General features: G+C 46.3%; 20 protein-coding genes. 13 read left to right on the forward strand and 7 right to left on the reverse strand.

Annotated elements, in window-relative coordinates:
• Nucleotides 1–36: 36 nt before the first annotated feature.
• From lexA to MHN02_RS00230, 5 genes are all read left to right on the forward strand, one after another.
• A complete protein-coding gene (gene lexA, locus MHN02_RS00210) occupies nucleotides 37–663 on the forward strand; it encodes a transcriptional repressor LexA (RefSeq protein WP_014951387.1) in 627 nt (208 codons plus the stop codon).
• A 582-nt stretch (nucleotides 664–1245) separates the two neighbouring features.
• Entirely contained in the window at nucleotides 1246–2409 is a 1164-nt protein-coding gene (gene coxB / locus MHN02_RS00215; RefSeq protein WP_014951386.1) for a cytochrome c oxidase subunit II, read from the forward strand.
• 9 nt (nucleotides 2410–2418) lie between these two features.
• On the forward strand, nucleotides 2419–4047 hold the full coding sequence (gene ctaD, locus MHN02_RS00220; protein WP_039228778.1) for a cytochrome c oxidase subunit I: 1629 nt from the start codon (nucleotides 2419–2421) through the stop codon (nucleotides 4045–4047).
• Nucleotides 4048–4194: 147 nt separating this feature from the next.
• The gene (locus tag MHN02_RS00225) at nucleotides 4195–4782 is read left to right on the forward strand and encodes a cytochrome c oxidase assembly protein (RefSeq protein ID WP_014951384.1); all 588 of its coding nucleotides are present in this window, start codon (nucleotides 4195–4197) and stop codon (nucleotides 4780–4782) included.
• A gap of 23 nt (nucleotides 4783–4805) precedes the next feature.
• Nucleotides 4806–5699, forward strand: a complete 894-nt coding sequence (locus MHN02_RS00230; RefSeq protein ID WP_014951383.1) for a cytochrome c oxidase subunit 3 — start codon at nucleotides 4806–4808, stop codon at nucleotides 5697–5699.
• 15 nt (nucleotides 5700–5714) lie between these two features.
• Here MHN02_RS00230 and MHN02_RS00235 read toward each other — a convergent pair whose 3' ends face one another.
• Nucleotides 5715–5924 (reverse strand): DUF2909 domain-containing protein, encoded by a 210-nt coding sequence (locus MHN02_RS00235; RefSeq protein WP_039221374.1) that lies wholly within the window; start codon nucleotides 5922–5924, stop codon nucleotides 5715–5717.
• 45 nt (nucleotides 5925–5969) lie between these two features.
• Between MHN02_RS00235 and MHN02_RS00240 the strand changes: the two genes are divergently transcribed.
• Genes MHN02_RS00240 through MHN02_RS00265 form a run of 6 tightly spaced genes read left to right on the forward strand, consistent with a single transcriptional unit; the run spans nucleotide 5970 to nucleotide 10569 of the window.
• Nucleotides 5970–6674 carry an SURF1 family protein gene (locus tag MHN02_RS00240; RefSeq protein WP_239244050.1) on the forward strand — a complete coding sequence of 235 codons (705 nt, stop codon included), beginning with the start codon at nucleotides 5970–5972 and terminating at the stop codon, nucleotides 6672–6674.
• Entirely contained in the window at nucleotides 6667–7206 is a 540-nt protein-coding gene (locus tag MHN02_RS00245; protein WP_014977804.1) for a hypothetical protein, read from the forward strand. Before MHN02_RS00240 ends, MHN02_RS00245 begins: the two co-directional genes overlap by 8 nt.
• A 5-nt stretch (nucleotides 7207–7211) precedes the next feature.
• On the forward strand, nucleotides 7212–8429 hold the full coding sequence (locus MHN02_RS00250) for a COX15/CtaA family protein (RefSeq protein ID WP_239244052.1): 1218 nt from the start codon (nucleotides 7212–7214) through the stop codon (nucleotides 8427–8429).
• The gene (gene cyoE, locus MHN02_RS00255) at nucleotides 8422–9339 is read left to right on the forward strand and encodes a heme o synthase (RefSeq protein WP_014980735.1); all 918 of its coding nucleotides are present in this window, start codon (nucleotides 8422–8424) and stop codon (nucleotides 9337–9339) included. The genes MHN02_RS00250 and cyoE overlap by 8 nt, the downstream gene beginning before the upstream one ends.
• A complete protein-coding gene (locus MHN02_RS00260) occupies nucleotides 9336–9980 on the forward strand; it encodes an SCO family protein (protein ID WP_239244054.1) in 645 nt (214 codons plus the stop codon). The genes cyoE and MHN02_RS00260 overlap by 4 nt, the downstream gene beginning before the upstream one ends.
• A gap of 1 nt (nucleotide 9981) precedes the next feature.
• Complete coding sequence (locus MHN02_RS00265) at nucleotides 9982–10569, forward strand: GNAT family N-acetyltransferase (protein WP_239244056.1); 588 nt, start codon at nucleotides 9982–9984, stop codon at nucleotides 10567–10569.
• A gap of 79 nt (nucleotides 10570–10648) precedes the next feature.
• Here the strand turns inward: MHN02_RS00265 and MHN02_RS00270 are convergent, their stop codons facing one another.
• Nucleotides 10649–11875, reverse strand: coding sequence for a polysaccharide deacetylase family protein (locus MHN02_RS00270; RefSeq protein WP_239244058.1), 1227 nt, complete (start codon nucleotides 11873–11875; stop codon nucleotides 10649–10651).
• Between the two features lie 121 nt (nucleotides 11876–11996).
• On the opposite strand from MHN02_RS00270, the gene MHN02_RS00275 reads away from it, so the two are divergent.
• Nucleotides 11997–13343 (forward strand): MATE family efflux transporter, encoded by a 1347-nt coding sequence (locus MHN02_RS00275; RefSeq protein ID WP_239244060.1) that lies wholly within the window; start codon nucleotides 11997–11999, stop codon nucleotides 13341–13343.
• Between the two features lie 75 nt (nucleotides 13344–13418).
• Here MHN02_RS00275 and MHN02_RS00280 read toward each other — a convergent pair whose 3' ends face one another.
• From MHN02_RS00280 to nfuA, 4 genes are all read right to left on the reverse strand, one after another.
• Complete coding sequence (locus tag MHN02_RS00280; RefSeq protein WP_239244062.1) at nucleotides 13419–14153, reverse strand: class I SAM-dependent methyltransferase; 735 nt, start codon at nucleotides 14151–14153, stop codon at nucleotides 13419–13421.
• Between the two features lie 270 nt (nucleotides 14154–14423).
• Entirely contained in the window at nucleotides 14424–14807 is a 384-nt protein-coding gene (locus tag MHN02_RS00285; protein WP_014951372.1) for a VOC family protein, read from the reverse strand.
• Nucleotides 14808–14876: 69 nt separating this feature from the next.
• Nucleotides 14877–15599 carry an aspartate/glutamate racemase family protein gene (locus MHN02_RS00290; RefSeq protein ID WP_343212201.1) on the reverse strand — a complete coding sequence of 241 codons (723 nt, stop codon included), beginning with the start codon at nucleotides 15597–15599 and terminating at the stop codon, nucleotides 14877–14879.
• Nucleotides 15600–16071: 472 nt separating this feature from the next.
• A complete protein-coding gene (gene nfuA / locus MHN02_RS00295; RefSeq protein WP_014951369.1) occupies nucleotides 16072–16650 on the reverse strand; it encodes a Fe-S biogenesis protein NfuA in 579 nt (192 codons plus the stop codon).
• Nucleotides 16651–16810: 160 nt separating this feature from the next.
• Here nfuA and MHN02_RS00300 point away from each other — a divergent pair, with 160 nt between their 5' ends.
• Nucleotides 16811–19468 (forward strand): M14 family zinc carboxypeptidase, encoded by a 2658-nt coding sequence (locus MHN02_RS00300; protein ID WP_014980726.1) that lies wholly within the window; start codon nucleotides 16811–16813, stop codon nucleotides 19466–19468.
• A 56-nt stretch (nucleotides 19469–19524) separates the two neighbouring features.
• Here MHN02_RS00300 and MHN02_RS00305 read toward each other — a convergent pair whose 3' ends face one another.
• The gene (locus MHN02_RS00305) at nucleotides 19525–20238 is read right to left on the reverse strand and encodes a ComF family protein (protein ID WP_014980725.1); all 714 of its coding nucleotides are present in this window, start codon (nucleotides 20236–20238) and stop codon (nucleotides 19525–19527) included.
• Between the last annotated feature and the right edge of the window lie 70 nt (nucleotides 20239–20308).

The raw sequence follows: 20308 nt of genomic DNA on the forward strand, positions 1-20308 counted from the left end.
ATACTTACAGGAACTGTATGAACAGACAGGTCTTTTATGCGCCCACTCACAGCTCGACAAACCGAAGTTTTAGAACTTATTAAAACAACCATGTTAGAAACGGGAATGCCGCCTACTCGTGCGGAAATAGCCCGTCAGCTTGGCTTTCGTTCTGCTAATGCAGCAGAGGAACATTTGAAAGCATTGGCGCGTAAAGGCGTGATTGAAATTTTGCCTGGTACGTCTCGTGGCATTAAGCTCAATATCCCTCTTGATAACGACGCACAAGAAGAAGAAGGCCTACCGTTAATTGGGCGTGTTGCAGCCGGTGAGCCGATCTTGGCGCAAGAGCATGTTGAATCGCACTACAAAGTCGATCCTGCACTGTTTCAACCCCATGCCGACTTTTTGCTACGCGTTAACGGTATGAGCATGAAAGACATTGGTATTTTAGACGGTGATCTTCTCGCTGTTCATCGCACCACTGATGTACACAACGGTCAGGTGGTTGTGGCGCGTGTAGATGAAGACGTCACCGTAAAGCGTCTAGAGAAACGCGGGCGTGAAGTATTGCTTCATGCTGAGAATGATGAGTTTGCACCAATAAAAGTTGATTTGGCGACTGAACATTTTGCGATAGAAGGCATTGCGGTGGGTGTGATCAGAAACGCTGACTGGATGTAGTATTTTAGCTTGTTTGTATAAAAGCGGCGCGTTAGCCGCTTTTTTTATGTCTTTTGTTCCTGTTTTTTTCTTCAATCTGCCAACTTAGGTTTTATCCTGCCCAGCAAACCTGTTGGTTTTCTGCGCGCTTATTTTTATCATTACTCACGTTATTCTTTCTATGAATGCTTCAAGTATTTTCCATTTTTTATTTTGAATTTTGTTTGAAATCGACATTGAGTAATCGATTACTTATTGATTTCTTAACTAGTTAGTCGAGCATTTACTTTAACCCCGTGTTCAAAATGCCTGTTTGATTCCAAGGGCATCCCACAGCAATGGCTTTCTCTTTTTGCACGTGAAATCCCCCGCGACCATTTTAGTAAATGATTAAAAATTAACCACTTCGTTAAATTTTTAATAGAAAAGACTAGACGGCACGACATTATTGCGCAATTCTTATACAGAGATTAACAAAATAATAACAATGACTCTAAATTTGTTTTACAAGTTGAGGTTATGGGTCAATCGTTCGCAAACCATTTGGTAGGGCATCGCGCAAATTAATCAGCGTCTTTGACCACGCCATTACGGAGGTGCTGAGTGAAACAACTAACGACCGTTTTCGCAAAATGGTGTTCTAGTATACCAATTTTGCTTTTTTCCCCTTTGCTTTTTGCGCAAGAAGCAAGCGAAGAAGCCTCTTCGCTTAATTTGAGACGCGGTGCTACCGACATCAGTGGGCAGGTATACGACCTCCATATGTTGATGTTCTTCATTTGTGTAGGTATCGCGGTTGTAGTTTTTGGCGTGATGTTCGCCTCAATGTATCTACATAGAAAGTCCCGTGGTGCCAAGCCAGCTAATTTTCACGAAAACGTGAAGGTCGAAATTGCTTGGACCGTTATTCCTTTCCTTATTCTTATTTTCATGGCGGTACCCGCAGCGAATACTCTAATTGCTATGGAAGACACGTCTGAGCCTGACATGACGGTGTTAGTAACAGGCTCTCAATGGAAATGGCACTACAAGTACATGGATAGCGATGTAGAGTTTTATTCTTTACTCGCCACTCAGCGCGAGCAAATAGAAAACAAATTTCAGAAAACAGATAACTACCTGCTGGAAGTCGACCGTCCCTTGGTTATTCCTACTGGGAAAAAAGTACGCTTTCTTATTACTTCTGACGACGTTATCCACTCTTGGTGGGTTCCTGACTTTGCCGTGAAAAAAGATGCCAACCCCGGCTTTATTAACGAGTCTTGGGCCAAGGTGAATGAGCCGGGTATTTATCGCGGACAGTGCGCAGAGCTTTGTGGTAAAGACCATGGCTATATGCCGGTTGTGGTAATTGCTAAAGAACCCGCCGAGTTTGAAAAGTGGATGGGCGAACAAGAAGAGATTGTTCGTAAAGCAAAAGAAGAAGAGCAGCGTCTACTTTCTATGAATATGTCTATGGATGAACTGATGAAAGAGGGCGAGCGAGTATACAACGCAACGTGCGCTGCTTGCCATATGCCAAATGGTGAAGGTTTACCTGGCGTGTTCCCGGCATTAAAAGGCAGCAAGATGGCACTAGAAGATCAGCAAGGTCACATTGACATCGTGCTGCATGGAAAGTCAGGAACAGCCATGCAAGCGTTTGGAAAAATGCTAAGTCTTAAGGAAATTGCCGCCGTAGTCACTTACGAGCGAAATGCCTGGGGCAATAAAACTGGCGATATGGTTCAAGCCAAAGATGTCAACGCAGTGGCAAACGGAAACTAGGAGCAGACAATGAGCAAAGCAACTGAAGTTATTTCGCCAGATACCTCTGCGCCTCATGACGGTCACCTACATGATGACCATGAACACCACGATCATATTCCTAAAGGGATAACGCGTTGGTTGTTTACCACTAACCACAAAGACATAGGCACACTTTACCTGTGGTTTGCCTTTATTATGTTTTTAGTTGGTGGTGCGATGGCCATGGTGATCCGCGCTGAACTATTCCAACCCGGTCTACAAATTGTAGAGCCAAACTTCTTTAACCAAATGACTACGGTACACGGGCTTATCATGGTATTTGGTGCAGTAATGCCAGCCTTTACTGGGCTCGCAAACTGGCTTATTCCCATGATGATCGGCGCCCCTGACATGGCGTTACCGCGCATGAATAACTGGAGCTTCTGGATTTTACCAGGCGCCTTTCTCATTCTATTGAGCTCGCTCTTTATGGAAGGCGGCGGCCCTGCTTTTGGATGGACTTTCTACGCGCCCCTTTCAACGACTTACAGTGGCGATTCGACAGCGTTGTTTGTGTTCTCTGTTCACATCATGGGTATTTCATCCATTATGGGTGCGATTAACGTGATTGTGACCATCTTTAACATGCGTGCGCCAGGCATGACCTGGATGAAAATGCCGCTGTTTGTATGGACGTGGCTTATCACGGCATTCTTGCTGATTGCGGTAATGCCAGTGCTCGCCGGTGCGGTTACCATGGTGTTAACTGATAAGTTCTTTGGCACGAGCTTTTTTGATGCTGCTGGTGGCGGCGACCCGGTTATGTTCCAGCATATTTTCTGGTTCTTCGGGCACCCTGAAGTGTACATTATGATCTTGCCCGCTTTCGGCATTATCTCGCAAATTGTTCCTACCTTCTCTCGAAAGCAGCTGTTTGGATACGCGTCTATGGTGTACGCCACGGCGTCGATTGCGCTGCTCTCTTTTGTTGTATGGGCTCACCATATGTTCACCACGGGCATGCCGGTGTACATGGAAATGTTTTTCATGTTTGCCACCATGCTTATCTCGGTGCCTACTGGCGTGAAAGTGTTTAACTGGGTAGCGACCATGTGGCGCGGCTCACTGAGCTTCGAAATGCCAATGATGTTCGCTATTGCCTTTATTGTGCTGTTCACCATTGGTGGGTTGTCAGGGCTAATGTTGGCGATCACGCCCGTGGACTTCCAATATCACGACACTTACTTCGTTGTAGCCCATTTCCACTATGTACTGGTAACTGGCGCGGTCTTTTCCATCATGGCTGCGGTGTATTACTGGTTGCCTAAATGGACGGGAAAAATGTATGACACAACCTTAGCTAAATGGCATTTCTGGTGCTCATTGGTATCGGTCAATGTGTTGTTCTTCCCTATGCACTTTGTGGGTTTGGCTGGTATGCCACGCCGTATTCCTGACTATGCATTGCAGTTCGCTGATTTTAATAAATGGATAAGCCTGGGTGGTTTTGCATTCGGTTTATCTCAGCTCATCTTTCTTGCCCTGCTTATCAAGGCATGCAAAAAGCAAGGTGAGCCGGTATCAGCGCAAGTTTGGGACGGCGCAGAAGGATTGGAATGGGAAATTCCATCACCCGCTCCTTATCACACGTTTGAAACGCCACCTGTCGTTAAGTAACGGTAGGTGGAGTTGTGAATAGGTCATTCCTTTCAACCGGCAAAAGCCGATGGGAATGACATTCACACATTGCAGGTGGTGAGGGAGATAAACGACTAAGCAAGCGTTTACCAACCTTCATCTATGGATTTACCCGGAGGTCACGTGATGTCACAGCAAAGCGCAAACAACAAGATGGTTATTAAACTTGTTGCTATTGTCATTGGCATGTTTGGCTTCGGCTTTGCCCTTGTTCCCTTGTACGACGTATTTTGCGACGTTACGGGAATTAACGGAAAAACCGAAGGCACGGCTGCGGTTTATCAATCGGTTGAGATTGATGAGTCGCGAGAAGTGACCGTCGAGTTTATTACTCGCACAAATACCGGTATGCCGTGGGAGTTTCGTGCTGAAACCAAGCGCGTGAAAGTGCACCCTGGCGAACTTAATACGGTGTCGTTTTATGTGAGAAACCCTGCATCAAGCAATATCGTAGCTCAGGCCATTCCCTCGGTATCCCCCGGAACGGCAGCACTGTACCTGAACAAGACTGAATGCTTCTGCTTCAATCAGCAGCCATTAGATGCGGGTAGTGAAGCCTATATGCCCATGCAGTTTTATGTAGACCCTCAGCTACCTGAAGAAATTACGTTTTTTACCTTGCAGTACACACTCTATGACGTCACAGCGCGAGCCAGTGACCTAACGACAACACCGAATCCCTTTATGGCTTCAACACCATCAAATGGCGAATAGGCCGAAGGGGTAAGGAGAAGAAAATGCAACCCGAAGTACAGAATCACGAATACCAAAAATATTATGTACCCGCACAAAGTCCATGGCCCATCGTAGGGGCCGTTGCTCTATTTCTTATCGCCGTAGGTGCGGGCAATTATGTGGTGCAAGCAACCAAAGGTGAAACAGGCTATGGCGGTCATATCCTTTTAGCGGGGATAGCAGTATTGCTCGTTATGCTTGTAGGTTGGTTTAAAAATCAAATAGACGAATCTATGGCAGGGCTTTACAGCGATCAGCTGGGGCGTTCATATCGACAAGGTATGAGCTGGTTTATCTTTTCAGAGGTGATGTTTTTCGCTGCGTTTTTCGGCGCCCTCTACTACGCGAGATTTATTTCCGTTCCGTGGCTGGGCGGCGCATCGAACAACGCTATGACCAATGAGGTCTTATGGCCGACCTTTGAGGCCATGTGGCCGCTGGTGTCAACGCCAGGCGGCACTACCACACAGGAAATGAGTGCTGCGGGTTTGCCCACAATCAACACGGTTATCTTGCTTATATCATCTATTACACTGCACTTCGCTCATGTGGGACTAGAGCAAAACAAACGCAAACAGCTAACCCTAATGCTGGGTATCACTATCTTACTTGGATGTGGGTTCTTGTTCCTACAGGTAGAAGAGTACATACATGCGTATCGCGACTTGGGGCTTACGCTTCAGTCAGGCATTTACGGCAACACCTTCTTTATGCTCACAGGGTTTCACGGCATGCATGTGACCCTTGGCACCATCATTCTAATTGTATTGTTTTTTAGGGTCTTGAAAGGCCATTTCACGCCTGAAAACCACTTCGCGTTTCAGGCGGGGAGCTGGTACTGGCACTTTGTAGATGTAGTGTGGGTCATGCTCTACATCTTTGTTTACGTACTTTAAAAGGGAGCCCCAAACTCAGTAAGGCCTTGGGTTTGGGGTAATTAAACCGGTACCAATAGCGATAAGAATAATAATAACAATGACGGCAGAAGTGAGCACGCGTCGACCAATGTACTTACTCATAGGCCCTTTTGATGTGTCATTTTTCATCATGATTCGCATCGCCATGAACAAATTCACAATCATGTACAGCACCAACGCAACAAGGACTATTTTTATCAACATATTCACCTCTGTTTTTATTCTAATTTTGCATGGTGCGAAATAATCATGTTTTCTCGCACTCGCCACGTTATTCCTTGGTTACTCACGGGCTTTAGTGTGGCGATTATGTGCGGTTTAGGGTACTGGCAACTTGATCGCATGGTCCAAAAGCAACAACGCTTAGCTAGCATAGCGCAAAAGCAAAGTAATGGAACCTTGAGTTTAGAAGAGGCGTTGTCTCATGATGATCCTCGGGATATTACCGTATCGTTCAGCGGCGCAATAGACGCTAACCATGTGTTGCTATTAGATAATCAGATTCACAATCAGCGGGTGGGTTTCGATGTCATCGTACCGGTAAATACCAATGTCGGGTGGCTCTTGGTTAACTTTGGCTGGGTGCCTGCGCCAGACTTAACGCGCACGCTACCGGATATAAGTTTTACAAGCCAAACGCGCGAATTAATCGGCGTGCTTAGCGTGCCGGGTAACAACCCCTTAGTGAAAGAAACCAACATGGCTTTGTCGCAAAGCCCCGCGCTGATACAGCATATAGAATTCCCTGCACTAAGCAACGCCTTAGAGCGCAAACTTTTACCCTTTATTCTTCACCTTACCACGCCTGACCCTGCGTTTATTCGTGAACATCAGGCCGTCGTAATGTCTCCTGAAAAGCACCTTGGCTATGCAGTTCAATGGTTTGGTTTAGCCATTGCCGCTGCAGCCATTGGCGGCTTTGCAATTAGTAAGAAAGGACGTAGTTATGAGTAATGCTGCTTCGAAAAAAACATTAATTATTATGGTAGCCGTGTTTGTTTTACCTGTTGTTCTGGCAAAGCTCGCACTTGATAACGATTGGTTTACTAAAGGCGCGACAAATAAAGGTCAGCTGCTCGCGCCGACCATCGACATGAGTGCGCTTTTAGAAAACGCGGAACCTAAATGGCGTTTGTTGTATGTGATGCCAAATAAATGTGACGCAGTGTGCGAGAACGCACTTTTTAGCATTAACCAAGTGTGGCTTGCGCTAGGTAAAGAATCGGACCGTGCCCAAGCAGTGGTCGTTACTACCGCTTCAAGCGACCAAACTGCGATAGCCGCGCTAGAAGACTACCCTTTTGTCGAAACCTTACCCGTTACTACACCAACGGCGCTTGCCTCTAGCAGTGTTTATATTGTTGATACGCAAAATAACGCCATGCTCTTTTACGACATTAAAGACGATAGAAAAGACGCCGTGATGGAAAGCCGCAACATGCTGGCAGATATGAGAAAGCTTCTTAAATTATCGCGTATAGGATAATGGCCATGAAAAAATTAACCCTATTCAGTATTTTTCTGGCGGCAGTCGTTATTATTCTCGGTGCGTATACGCGTTTGACCGACGCTGGGCTAGGATGTCCCGACTGGCCTGGATGCTACGGTAACCTAACCGTGCCTTTGAGTGAGGAAAAAGTGGCACAAGCTAACGCCGCTTTTCCCGAACGTCCAGTTGAGGCGTTTAAGGCGTGGAATGAAATGATTCACCGCTATTTTGCAGGAACGCTGGGGCTGTGTGTTCTGGCTATTGCCATTATTGCTATTCGGCAGCGCGACAAAGGCACGCCCGTTAAATTACCTCTGTTACTGCTGGGGCTTATTATCTTCCAGGCAGCACTTGGTATGTGGACCGTGACGCTCAATCTGCTTCCCGTCGTAGTTATGGGGCATTTGCTGGGGGGCTTCTCTGTACTCTCTTGCCTGTTTATTCTCTACCTCCGCTTGCGCAACACCGCAGGCGATGCATCGAAAACTAAACAAGCGCCCATAGCGTCAGCTATGCATGATCAGGATATTACCGACTTACCTCAAGCCAAAGTCTTTCAGCGAAACCTTAAACTTTTCGCCTTCATTGGGCTTGGCGTGCTTGTTACCCAGATTGCTCTTGGTGGATGGACTTCTGCCAATTATGCTGCGTTGGCCTGTACGGAAATGCCGGTCTGTGAAAGCGGTTGGCAGGAAAGAATTGATTTGGCAGGTGCATTCAGTGTGCCTGACGCAGACAACTATGAGTTTGGTGCTCACGATTACGGCGAACGAGTTACCATGCACATAGTGCATAGGTTCGGCGCGGTCATCACGTTTTTATACTTGCTAGCACTAGGTATAAGTGTGTTGGTAAGCCGTTACACCACAAGTAAACAAAAATATGTGGGTACGTTTATGTTGGTAGCATTGTGCACGCAAGTGGCATTAGGACTTAGCAACATTATCTTTATGCTGCCACTGGCTATCGCTGTAATGCATAACGCGGTCGCAGCCGTGTTACTTCTCTCCCTACTCAACCTCATTTTTACCGTATTTTTGGCACTAGAAAACGATAACGTCTTCGGTACAGAAAAACGAAATACAGGCTCATTCTCAGGTTCGAAACCACTGCAGGGTGCAGGTGCATTTAGCATCCACGAAGCGCCTTTGCACGACCCTTTAAACGCGTCAACGTCTTCTCATATTCTCCCTAAAGCTCCAGGAGGTTTCCATGGCTAAATCGGTCTCTTTACATGCGCGCACTTCACGTCAGCACAATGTAGTCACGTGGCGAGATTACTATGAAATGACTAAGCCTAATGTCGTCATGTTGTTGCTGTTAACCGCGTTAGTAGGCATGTGTTTAGCTACGCCTTCGTGGGTAAACGCAACCGTACTTATCTGTGGCTTATTGGGTATTGGTATGTTGTCTGCGTCTGCTGCGGTTATTAATCACGTTGTCGACCATAAGATAGATAGTGTGATGGCGCGTACTTTTAATCGCCCCGTCGCAAAAGGCAAGGTTAGCGTAAACAACGCGCTGTGGTTTGCAGGCGTTTTAGGTGTGGTTGGATTTGTAGTGTTAGCTCTTTTTGTGAATATGCTAACCGCGTGGTTAACCTTAGCAAGTCTAGTAGGCTACGCGTTTATCTACACGATGTATTTAAAGCGAGCGACACCGCAAAACATCGTGATTGGCGGTTTAGCAGGGGCTGCTCCACCGCTTCTAGGTTGGACCGCGGTTACAGGGGAAATACATGCCCATGCCCTGCTTTTAGTGCTGATTATCTTTACCTGGACGCCGCCGCATTTTTGGGCGCTCGCTATTCATAGAGAAAAAGATTACGCCAAAGCGAAGGTGCCCATGCTGCCGGTAACCCACGGTGTGTCATTTACGAAAACGTCAGTGTTGCTGTATACAGTATTGTTGGGGCTTGTATGTTTGCTGCCCTACCTTACAGGCATGAGCGATCTCATTTATTTGATTGGCTCAAGTGTGCTTAACATTGGGTTTTTATACTATGCATTAAAGTTAAAATTCGATGCAGAGCCACAAACTGCAATGAAAACTTTTAGGTTTTCAATTATTCATCTCATGGTATTGTTTGTCGTATTACTCTTAGATCACTACATACCACTGAGTTTATGAATCAACGAACTACCGTCGGCCTTGTTGCATTTTTAGCGCTATGTGCAGGCATCGTAGGGGCGCTGTATATCGCGCCCCCAAATGTTGAAAGTCAGCCTGAATACTTTCAGACTTACCCAGAGCCGAGAGCATTATCACCGTTTTCACTTACATCTCATGAAGGTGAAGTGTTTAATAATTCGTCGCTTGAAGGGCAGTGGAGCTTAGTATTTGTGGGCTATACCTTCTGCCCCGATATTTGCCCAACTACCATGGCTGAACTGAACGGCATATATCCTGAACTAAAAGCATTAAATAGTGTCGAACCTATTCGAATTGTTTTTGTATCCGTTGATCCAAATCGCGATTCAATTGAAAGACTTTCAGAGTATGTGAGCTATTTTAATGAGGAGTTCATTGCCGTAACTGGAGAGCACAAGGCGCTATTCCCGTTTGTACGTAATTTAGGAATGATGTATGCCATTGCTGAAAGTACCGATAACCCCAACTATTTAGTTGATCACAGTGCATCTGTCGTACTTGTCGACCCTGAAGCTAGGGTGATAGGAAGATTCAAACCAAAAAGAGAGCCAGGAAAGCTATCGATAAGTGATTCCCAGCAAATATTGGCTGATATGCCAATAATAATCTCGAAGCAGTAATATGGAAATCAAAATAAGGCAAGGTGTGGCATCTGATGCTGCGCAAACTACGCCGCTTATATTGAATGCGGCGCAGTCTTTGTTAACGTCTATTTTTGGACAAAATAAAAATAAAACAGCTGAGGGCTACCTGTCTCATGCATGGGAGCTCGGTGGCGGGCAATATGGCTTTAAGAATCATTGGGTGGCGTGTAGCGGCGACGAAGTACTCGGTGTTGTGACCTCTTGGCACAGCAAACTTGGTGCAACATTTGATAGGGCGACCCTTGATAGCATCACATCGTACTTTACCCTCGATGAGGCTATGACAGTGCTCATGCGCAATCAGGCCGTGGCCATCAATCTTACGCCGCCTACTAATACCGAACTCATGATAGGCCATCTCTCTGTTGAAGAAAGTGCCCGTCGAACGGGCGTGGGAACGATACTGGTTGATGCTATGCAAGCGCGAGCAGAAAAACTGAACAAACGTAAAGTGGTACTAGATGTTGAAGTGTCGAACGTGCCAGCCATTCGTTTCTATCAGCGCCATAGTTTTGTGGAAGAGTCGATAAATAAAGGTTTTATTCGATTTTCTAAACCTGTATAGGTAAACGTTTCCTTATATACGCGCGAGCCCAATCGATATGCGCTCGCGCTCAAGCATAGATGTGCCTTATCGACATGCCCTAGTCTGGGTAATTGCCGTTCTCATCTGCCACAAAGAAGGGCGTAGAGTACCAATAATAACGCCCTGATTGCGCATTAGACGGTGCTGTACAATTCACACGTGAACGTCCTACTGGAAGGGTTTCATCAAGGGTAAACGTAAGCACATTTTCTTCTAGGCTAGTCTCGATAGGGTCGCCGCCGAAAAAACAATTTACTTGTGTAAGGCGAACATCGTCACTGTCTATCGTTAAACTAATGGGCGATGACAGGTTTCGTGTTGTCATACGAGGGTCTTTATGTGAACTTTGCGTCACTGGCATGGCTAGACTATTAAGCTTGGTCTTTAGCGTTGCCAAATTGGCGTAAGGACCGGCCGCGGGGAAGCGCGGTAGTGCCTGCATGTCGCTAGATGGGCCCACAGCCCCGGAATGCTGCCCGAATCCAATGTAACCTTCAGCTTTGAGCTTATTAGCGAGCGCCGTGTTGTATTCACCAAACGGGTACGCTAAATATTTAAGGCTAATATCCAGTTTATCTTCAATCTTCTTTTCAGCACTTTCTACGTTCTGCCAAACTTTCTCCAGCCATGCGCGCTCGCCCATTGCTTGCTCACCGTTTAGCATATGAAGGTGGTCTAGCGTGTGGTTGGCAAAAACAACGCCATCGTTATGCATAGCAATAACTTGCTCCCATGTTAGCTGCTTAGGACCTACGCCAATTTCATCAGGGTTGATAAACACGGTATAGGGAAAACCTAGGTCAGCCAGTATTGGGTGAGCATTGTCTAAAATGTTTGCGTAGCCATCGTCAAACGTAATCGCAACCGCATTTTCTGGCAGTGTAGTGTTGTGTTGTATCGCAGAAACAACGTCCTGAAGCGAAACAACAGTGTGGTGTGCGTCCAAGTATTCCATGTGCGATTTAAAGGCTTCAGGCGAAATACTGGTACTGGCTGGTGTTGAAGACGACACATGGTGATAAAGCAAAATGGCGGCGTTAGGCGTGGTGCTCACACTAGAGTCGATGTTACTACCACTTTGTTCCTTTGTAGTGGAAGTCGCATCAGCAACAGGGTTTGCATCTGAGCTTGAAGCAATGCTAGGTGAGACCAACAAAACATTGAAAATTCCCGCAAGCATTGAAGATAAGATCTTCAAACGCGTACGACTCGTCGTTCTATTTTGAATTACATTGTTGGTTTTCATATCATCATCCACTGAGTGCCTAATCAAATTCAATAGCATGGTAAACTCCAAATAATGCGACTTGGCCAATCTTATACATGGTCAAGCTGGTACGCATTTCACTTATGCCGCTGCATAGGTTGATAGTATATAGCGAAATTAACCCCTACTGAGATCATTTATGTCCCCTGCCCAACTAACTCAGCGCTCCTTTTTTGACGACCATTCCCGTCTGTTGGCGTTAGCGCTTCCCATGATCTTAGCGAATATTACTACGCCTCTATTAGGTTTGGTGGATACCGCGGTTTTGGGACACATGTCTTTACCAGCCATGCTTGCAGGGGCTTCGGTGGGCGCACTTATCTTAACGCAAATATACTGGGTGTGCGGGTTTCTTCGCATGTCATCAACAGGCTTGAGTGCACAAGCTAAAGGCTCACCGAACAATACATTAGAGTCAGCAAAAGTGCTGTGGCAAACGGTGGCGGTTGCTCTAGTGTTGGGGGCTGTGGTACTCGCTCTTCAATCTCCTATCTTGTCTATAGGCTTAGCTTTAACTCAGCCAAACAGTGAAGTTGCCCTGCATCTTCAAGACTACTTTTCGACGCGGGTATGGGGCGCACCAGCTGCCATGCTTAACCTGGCATTAGTTGGATGGTTAGTAGGGCAGCAAAAAACGCGCAGCGTCATGGCTATTCAAATTGTGGGAAATTTATTGAATGCGGGACTCGATGTAGTGTTTGTGTTCGGGCTTGGTTTGTCTGTAGCTGGCGTGGCGCTGGCCAGTGTTGTCGCTGAGTATACCATGGCTATAATGGCGCTAGCGGTGGCGTTTAAGCGCGTTGGCGGTGTCGCGGTGAGTGCATCGTGGTTTAACCGTGCAGCTCGGAAGGTACTGATGAAGCTTAACGGTGACATGCTATTACGTAACTTAGCATTACAGGGTTGCTTAGCGTTTCTCACCATTCAAGGTGCCCGTTACGGTGAAACGTCGGCGGCCGTCAACGCCATACTCATGCAGTTCTTTGTTCTTATTGCATTGGGACTTGATGGCATAGCCTATGGTGTGGAAGCGCTGGTGGGTGAAGCCAAGGGGGCGTCTGACAGCAGCGAAGTGAAACGACGCACCTACCAAGGGTTAGTCTGGTCGAGTATTTTTGCCCTTTTTTATAGCTTGATATTTTTCGCTGGCGGTGAGGCCATTATCGCGCTGCTTACCGAACATAGTGACATTGTAAAAGCTGCGCTACCTTATCTTGGTCTAATGGTATTACTTCCTCTATTAGCGCATTGGTGTTTTTTGTACGATGGCGTATTTGTTGGTCTTACCCGAGCCAGCGCAATGAGAAATACCATGATAATAAGTGCGTTAGGGGTGTATTTCCCCGTTTGGTATCTCACGCAAGATCAGGGTAACGTCAGCCTTTGGTATGCTCTCCTTGCCTTTTTACTCGCTCGCGGTATGACATTGGCCTGGAGCTTTTATCGATTAGATAAACGCGGTGAGCTAGCGACACCGCAAAGCTAGTGTTTTATAACGCTTCGCTGACCTTACTTAGGGAAGGCGTGCTGAGCACGCTGCCTCTCTCAGTTTTTCTAGGCATCATTCAGTATTATTCTTGCTAATGTGTTTTTGCGCGGTTCTTTTTTGCACAATGATAATAGTGTGTAGTTCAGGGTGCTGATCGAATTCAACGTGACGAACAAACCCGCCTGCTTCTATCAATATTTCTATGTATCTATGTAGCCCCAGCGAGGCGTAGTAGACTTCTGGGCCCATCACTTCGTTTGTGTGTTGGCCGCTTTCATCTGTACCTCCACAGCTAAAAAGCAACACACCGTCATCGTCTAAGTGATCCACTAGCTTCTTAAGCAAAGGCTCTTGCTGCGTTAGGGGAATATGCCAAAAGCTATCCCAAGCGCTAATAAACGAATAGTGCTTGGGGATAGTGAATGTACACACGTCGGCGCAATAGAAGGTATGAGCGGGTAATTGGGACGTCGCAATGGCCAGCATATCTTTGGAAACATCAATGCCTTCGTAAGCTAGCCCTGCGCTTTCGATAACCGGGACAAAACGATTGGTGCATCCGCAACCTATGTCTAGTGCGTAGCCTCGTTTCTTTGGTTTGTCTTTATTGCTCGCTTTTTCCTCATTAGGCGCCTCTCCCTTATCAAGCGCTTCGCTAGGCACTGTATCAGGCTCTTGTGATGGGGTGTCCGCTAAAAATGACAATGCTTTTTGGTAGGCGGTTAACCCATTTTTCTGATTAAATTCAGGACGAGTCCAAAGGTGTGTAATGGTGTCGTAGGCCTTGCCAGTTTCTTCAGGCGTCATATTCCCTCTGTTAGCTGAGCTTTTACTGGTTCAAGGTTAGTTCATCTAGCAACAATGTATAGTGCAAAGAAGAGAAAAGGCGAAACCCGTTTAGGATATTGAGCGGCCAGACAGTAACACCTATGCAGTTTCGTTTGGTTAGGGCTTATATGTAGACATAACTAGGCATTACCCAAAACGCTATTACTCAAAGTGCTTTGGGCCAAATAGACAGCTAAAAGTGAATAGCCTGCAAAAAGAGCGTGATCATTTAAGCAGGCAGCACTTGAGCTATTTTCTTACGATGTGCGTGGCACAGAGCTTGTTGCCCGCTGGGTCACGCAGATAAGCGAGATACAGTTGGCGTTCCCCATTGCCTCGAATACCCGGTGGGTCCTCGCATGGCACGCCCCCATTCTCGCTTCCTACTTTATGCCATTCATCAACGATGTCTGGTGTTCGAGCGGCAAGGCCGAGCGTGGTGCCATTACCGTGTGTGGCAGCCTCTCCGTTAATCGGCTTTGTTAGCGCTAAAATACCTTTAGGCGTGTAGTAAAATACCCGTCCATATTCATCAAAAACGCCTGGCTCGTATCCTAATACTCCTAAAATAGCATCGTAGAATTTCTTTGATGCTTCAAGGTCGTTCGCACCAATCATTACGTGGCTAAACATAGCTGTGTCCTCTGAAAATAGTAGGGCCAATTCCCTTTTATCAAAGTTAGGTTATATGTGTTTCGCTATTTACCCTTTGCTAACGCTTTGGGGAACTAATGCAAAATCTACCGCAGCTGAAGCATGGATAGCGGTAGTATCGTATAACTTAACTTTGGTGTGATGTTGTTGAACTAATAAGGCAATTTCTGTGCAGCCTAAAATGATGCCTTCAGCACCCTCGGCCGCCAGTTCATTTATAATGTCAATATACGCGTTACGGGATTCAACACAAATCACGCCCTTGCATAATTGTTCATAAATAATGTTATGAACCGTGTCTCGTTGTTGGGCATTTGGAGTAACAACCTCAATGCCAAAAATCTCTTTAAGGCGGGATGTATAAAAGGTTTGTTCCATGGTGAAGCGGGTGCCCAATAGCCCAACTTTCTTAACCTTATCTTGTTGCAACACGCACCCCGTAGCGTCGGCAATGTGAATAAGTGGGATGGTGATCTTCTGCTCTATGTCTGTTGCTACTTTGTGCATGGTATTGGTACAAATTAATATGGCTTTTGCACCCGCAGTTTCTAAGTGCTTCGCCTCGCGGATCAGTATATCGGCGGTTTTATCCCATTCTCCTTTATGCTGAAGCTGCTCTATGTGGGCAAAGTCAACGCTGCTTATTATCAGCGGTGCGCTGTGAAGGCCGCCAAGTTGAGCGTTTACACCACGGTTTATGGCTTGATAGTAACTGACCGTTGATTCCCAACTCATTCCGCCAAGCAGGCCCAGCTTCTTTGTTGTATTCACCACAGCTCCATTTTATTTTGTTCGGCACTTAGCGCAACCTCTAATCTACCTATAACCCGAGACGAGCGCTAGGCGAATATAAATAAACGGGAGACAGCTGCGTAATGTAGAGTATGGCGTATGGGTAAAACTGAGTGCAAGCGACTGGCTTACATAAAGAATAGGGCAAGAAGGTATGGCGTAGAGCAGGAAGTAATCAGAATTTAGGCGGTGGCTTTTTGTTTTTCATAAAAGAAAAGCGCTGAATAAAAATTCCCCAGTAACCCAACATGGCGATAGCGAAACCGACAAATAATATAAGAAGGCTCAGGTAATGCAGCGTGATATGAAGTTCACTTAAGGTAAACAACAGCAAGACGCCGACAACGAAAATAGATAGACCTATTTTGAATCGTTGCCAGCTTTTGTGAATGTCTTGCTTTAGCATGAGATAGTTATCGAGATATACACTTAAGCAAGTGCAATATTACGCTTAGTAGTAAGAGTGCTCACCCGCTTGGTGCTCAGTCGCATCGCGCACGCCCTTAAGCTCGCCAGCGAATTGCTCGACCATTTGCTTCTCAATACCTTCTTTAAGCGTTACGTCTACCATTGAGCAACCATTGCAGCCGCCGCCGAACTGAAGTATGGCGTAGCCGTCGTCAGTCAGTTCTGTCAATACAACATTGCCACCATGGCTCGCTAACTGAGGATTGATTTCCGACTCAATCATATAGTTAATTCGCTCAATTAATGGTGCGTCGTCAGACACTTTACGCGCTTTTGCATTAGGTGCTTTTAAGGTTAACTGTGAGCCCATTTGATCGGTAACGTAGTCAATTTCCGCTTCCTCTAAATAAGGCGCGCTTTCTTCATCTACGACCGCATCGAAACCATTAAATGGCAAACGGGTATCTGTTTCTTCAACCGCGTCTGGTGGGCAATAGGACACGCCACACTCAGCCGACGAAGTGCCTGGATTTACGACGAATACACGAATATTCGTGCCAGACTCTTGTTTACTCAACAGTTTTACGAAGTGAGCCTGGGCTTCTTCTGATATAGTTATCATCAGCAAGTCCTACATATTTTGAAATTTGGATTATTGTATCAAATTTACCTGAGTAAAACAGTCAGGTATTAATTAAATAAATTATTCCAGTGAATCGAATTTGTTGAGAGGCGTGCACGTCAACACTATTCTCAACCATAACAACAAGACGGGAAGCGCTATGTTCGCGAAATTGCATTACACCGCCAAAAAGAATCCATTCTCACTCGTTTCATTATTAGCCCTTGGTACCATCGCCTTTGGGGCAACAGCCAGTCAGAAATCATTAGCACAACCCGCCTCTGCTTCAACTGTTACTATTGCACCTGATGTAGGCGGGCAGCCGGTGACAGCATACTTACCTGACACGGTATCCTACAACCCAGCTATTCCCACACCTGAATCGATACTAGGCGCCAACATTGGCGAGTGGCATGTGCGTCACGACCAAGTCGTCAATTATATGAAGCTACTTGCCGAGAAGTCTGACCGTATCACCATTGAAGAAACCGGCCGTACTCACGAAAACCGCCCACTTCTGTTACTGACAATCACAGCGCCCTCAAATAGAAACAATATTGAGGCGATGAGGCAGCAACACATTGATGCAATGGAAAGCGGCAAGAAAGTAGGTAGCGATGCTCCCCTTATTTTCTACATGGGCTACAGTATTCACGGTAACGAGCCTTCCGGAACCAATGCTTCACTTGCGTTGGCATATTATTTGGCCGCGGCTGAAGGTAAAGAAATTGATGCCTTGTTGAATAACAATATTGTGCTGTTTGATCCGTCTTTCAACCCCGATGGGCTTTCTCGATTCGCTCAGTGGGCAAATATGCACAAGGGCAAGCAGCTGGTTTCTGACAGTCGACATCGTGAACACGATGAGGGGTGGCCGTCAGGCAGAACAAATCATTACTGGTTTGATTTAAACCGCGACTGGCTATTGCTGGCGCACCCAGAGTCGCAGGCGCGAATTAAACAGTTTCATAAATGGCGCCCACATATCCTCACCGATTTTCATGAAATGGGGACAGATAGCACCTATTTTTTCCAGCCTGGTGTGCGCTCGCGTAAAAATCCACTGACGCCTGATGAGAACGTAACGCTAACTGAAGCGCTTGCCCAGTATCACGCTGCCGCGTTTGATGAGCAAGGGGAGCTCTATTTTACCCAAGAAGCGTTTGACGATTTCTACGCAGGCAAAGGCTCGACCTATCCAGATTTACACGGCAGTGTGGGTATTCTTTTTGAGCAAGCAAGCTCACGGGGCCACATTCAGGACTCTATTAATGGCAAACTGGCCTTTAAAGACACCATAGCAAATCAAATTACTACGTCTTTAAGCACTTTTAGAGGCGCATTGGCAAATAAGGCTGCTATTCTCGATTATCAATCGGGTTTTGTTAAGAGCACACAGTCACTGGCTGAAAAGGATGAGCAGGTAGGTTTTGTTGTTAGTGCATCGAATGACACAGCTCGCTTTAACGCATTTGTTGCATTGCTTGAACAGCATCATATTAATTACGAGGTGTTAACGAAAGATGTTGAGGTAAGCAAAGTTCGCTATGGTGCAGGTCGCGCGATTTATATTCCTTCAAACCAGCCTCAATACCGTTTAGTAAAGTCAATTTTCTCTACCCAAACCTCGTTTGAGAACAACACGTTTTACGATGTATCAACGTGGAATTTGGCTTTGGCTTTCAATTTGGATTACGCGCCTCTAGATAGGGGCGATGCGAGAAGCCTAAAACTTAGCGACAGCACCGCACTTGCACAACCAACACTTAACGATATCCACCCAGACGCATACGCGTATGCGTTTTCATGGCAGCAGTACTATGCGCCAGCCATGCTGCAAACGCTTTTGGAAGCTGGCGTTAAGGTGCGTAGTAGTGAAGAAGCGTTTTCCGCTATTAAATACGATGGCAACAGCATTGAGCTACAGCCTGGCAGCATAGTTGTACCAAAAGGACTGGGTCAGCCAGAAAACTTGGCGGCCATTTTGCGCGATGCGCAACAGCAACTTCAGGTGCCTGTATTTAGTTTGCGCAGTGGGTTAACACCCACAGGGCACGATTTGGGTAGCCGGAGCATGGCACCTGTTACCTTGCCAAAGGTGTTAATAGTGGGCGGCGAAGGCACCAGTGAATACGAAGCAGGTGAAATATGGCACTATTTCGACACAAAAGTGGGGCTGGCTGCCAGTATTGTTGAGCAACAACATCTGACAAGCGCGCTTAATGATCCGAGCGTTACTTATACGCACCTTCTATTCCCTAGCGGTGGATATCGCTTTACCGAAAGTGAAAGAACTCAAATTGAACAGTGGGTGAAAGCCGGTGGCGTGATCGTGGGGCAGAAATCCGCGTTGCGTTATTTCGCTCAACATAAATGGTTAGACGTAGAAATTGTTAGTCGAGAGAGTATTGATAACGCGTTCGATGAAAGCGAACTCAGCTATAAAGATGGCGCATCGTTGTACGCCAGAAAGTTGGTGGCTGGCGCTGTGTTTGAAGCCAATATCGACAATACTCATCCATTGTTCTACGGCTATGATGACGACACACTGCCCATGTTTAAAACCAATAATATGATAGTGGAAGCCAGTAGCTCACCCTTTATAACACCTGCACGCTACACTGATGAGCCTCTCATGGCTGGATTTAGTGACAAACGAATGGTTGCGCTAATGGCTGAATCAACTGCTGTGACGACTCAAAAAATGGGTCGCGGCGTTGTCATTGGCTTTACCGACAATACGCAGTTTAGAGGGTACTGGTATGGCACGAACAAGATGCTGGCCAATGCAATCTACCAATCGCACTTTATCCGCTAAATCAGTTTGAAAGGCGCGGCGAATGCCGCGCTTTTCAGTATCACCGCTCCTGATCACTAGGCTTTCTGATACAGACTGCTTTTAGGCGGTGGCGTAAATGCCGCTACCCACACCTGAATGTGTAAATTTGGGTAGCGTTTTTTGAGCCTTTTACTCAATGTATTCACGGTCACGCCGGTGGTGAGTACGTCATCGACGATTGCAACGCTGAAGTTGCTGCCATCTTTAATGCCTTGCGCTATCGCTATCTCATCATCGATACACTGCGTCGATAGGCTAAATACACGGCTTGCGTTTTCGGCTCTCGCCATTTTGGATAAGTGATGCTGCACGCTAAAGCCCCGTCGTTTGGCCCACGACTGGTTAACTGGAATATTCAGCTCACTGCTTATGCTTTCACACAGAAGCGTAGCCTGATTGTAGTGCCGTGTAGCAAGTCGCCATGCACTAATTGGCACCGGAAGCAGCACATTGGGCACTGATAAAGTGCACTGTCGCATTTTATGGACAAACCAGTTACTTAATACTTTTCCTGCCGTAAGGGAATGCGTAAACTTTAACTGGTGAACCAGCGATGACATTGGCCACGTATGAAGTCCCAAAACGCGTAACGCGTCATAGTGGCTATGCTTGACGTGGCCTGCCACAGGGCCATATTGAAGTAAGTTACTTCCGTGCAACGTGGCATCGAAAAAAAATATGTCATCTTCACACCAGTGACATACTGGCGTAGGACTTGCCTGATAACATAGCAAGCATGAAAGGTTCATAGTGTTGATTCCATCAACTTCCTTGAATTGTCGAACGTCGACCTGTTTTCATTATTTCGTGTTGCCTCAA

Origin of the sequence: Alteromonas sp. CNT1-28 (assembly GCF_022348345.1) — a bacterium.
Taxonomy (GTDB): domain Bacteria; phylum Pseudomonadota; class Gammaproteobacteria; order Enterobacterales; family Alteromonadaceae; genus Alteromonas; species Alteromonas macleodii.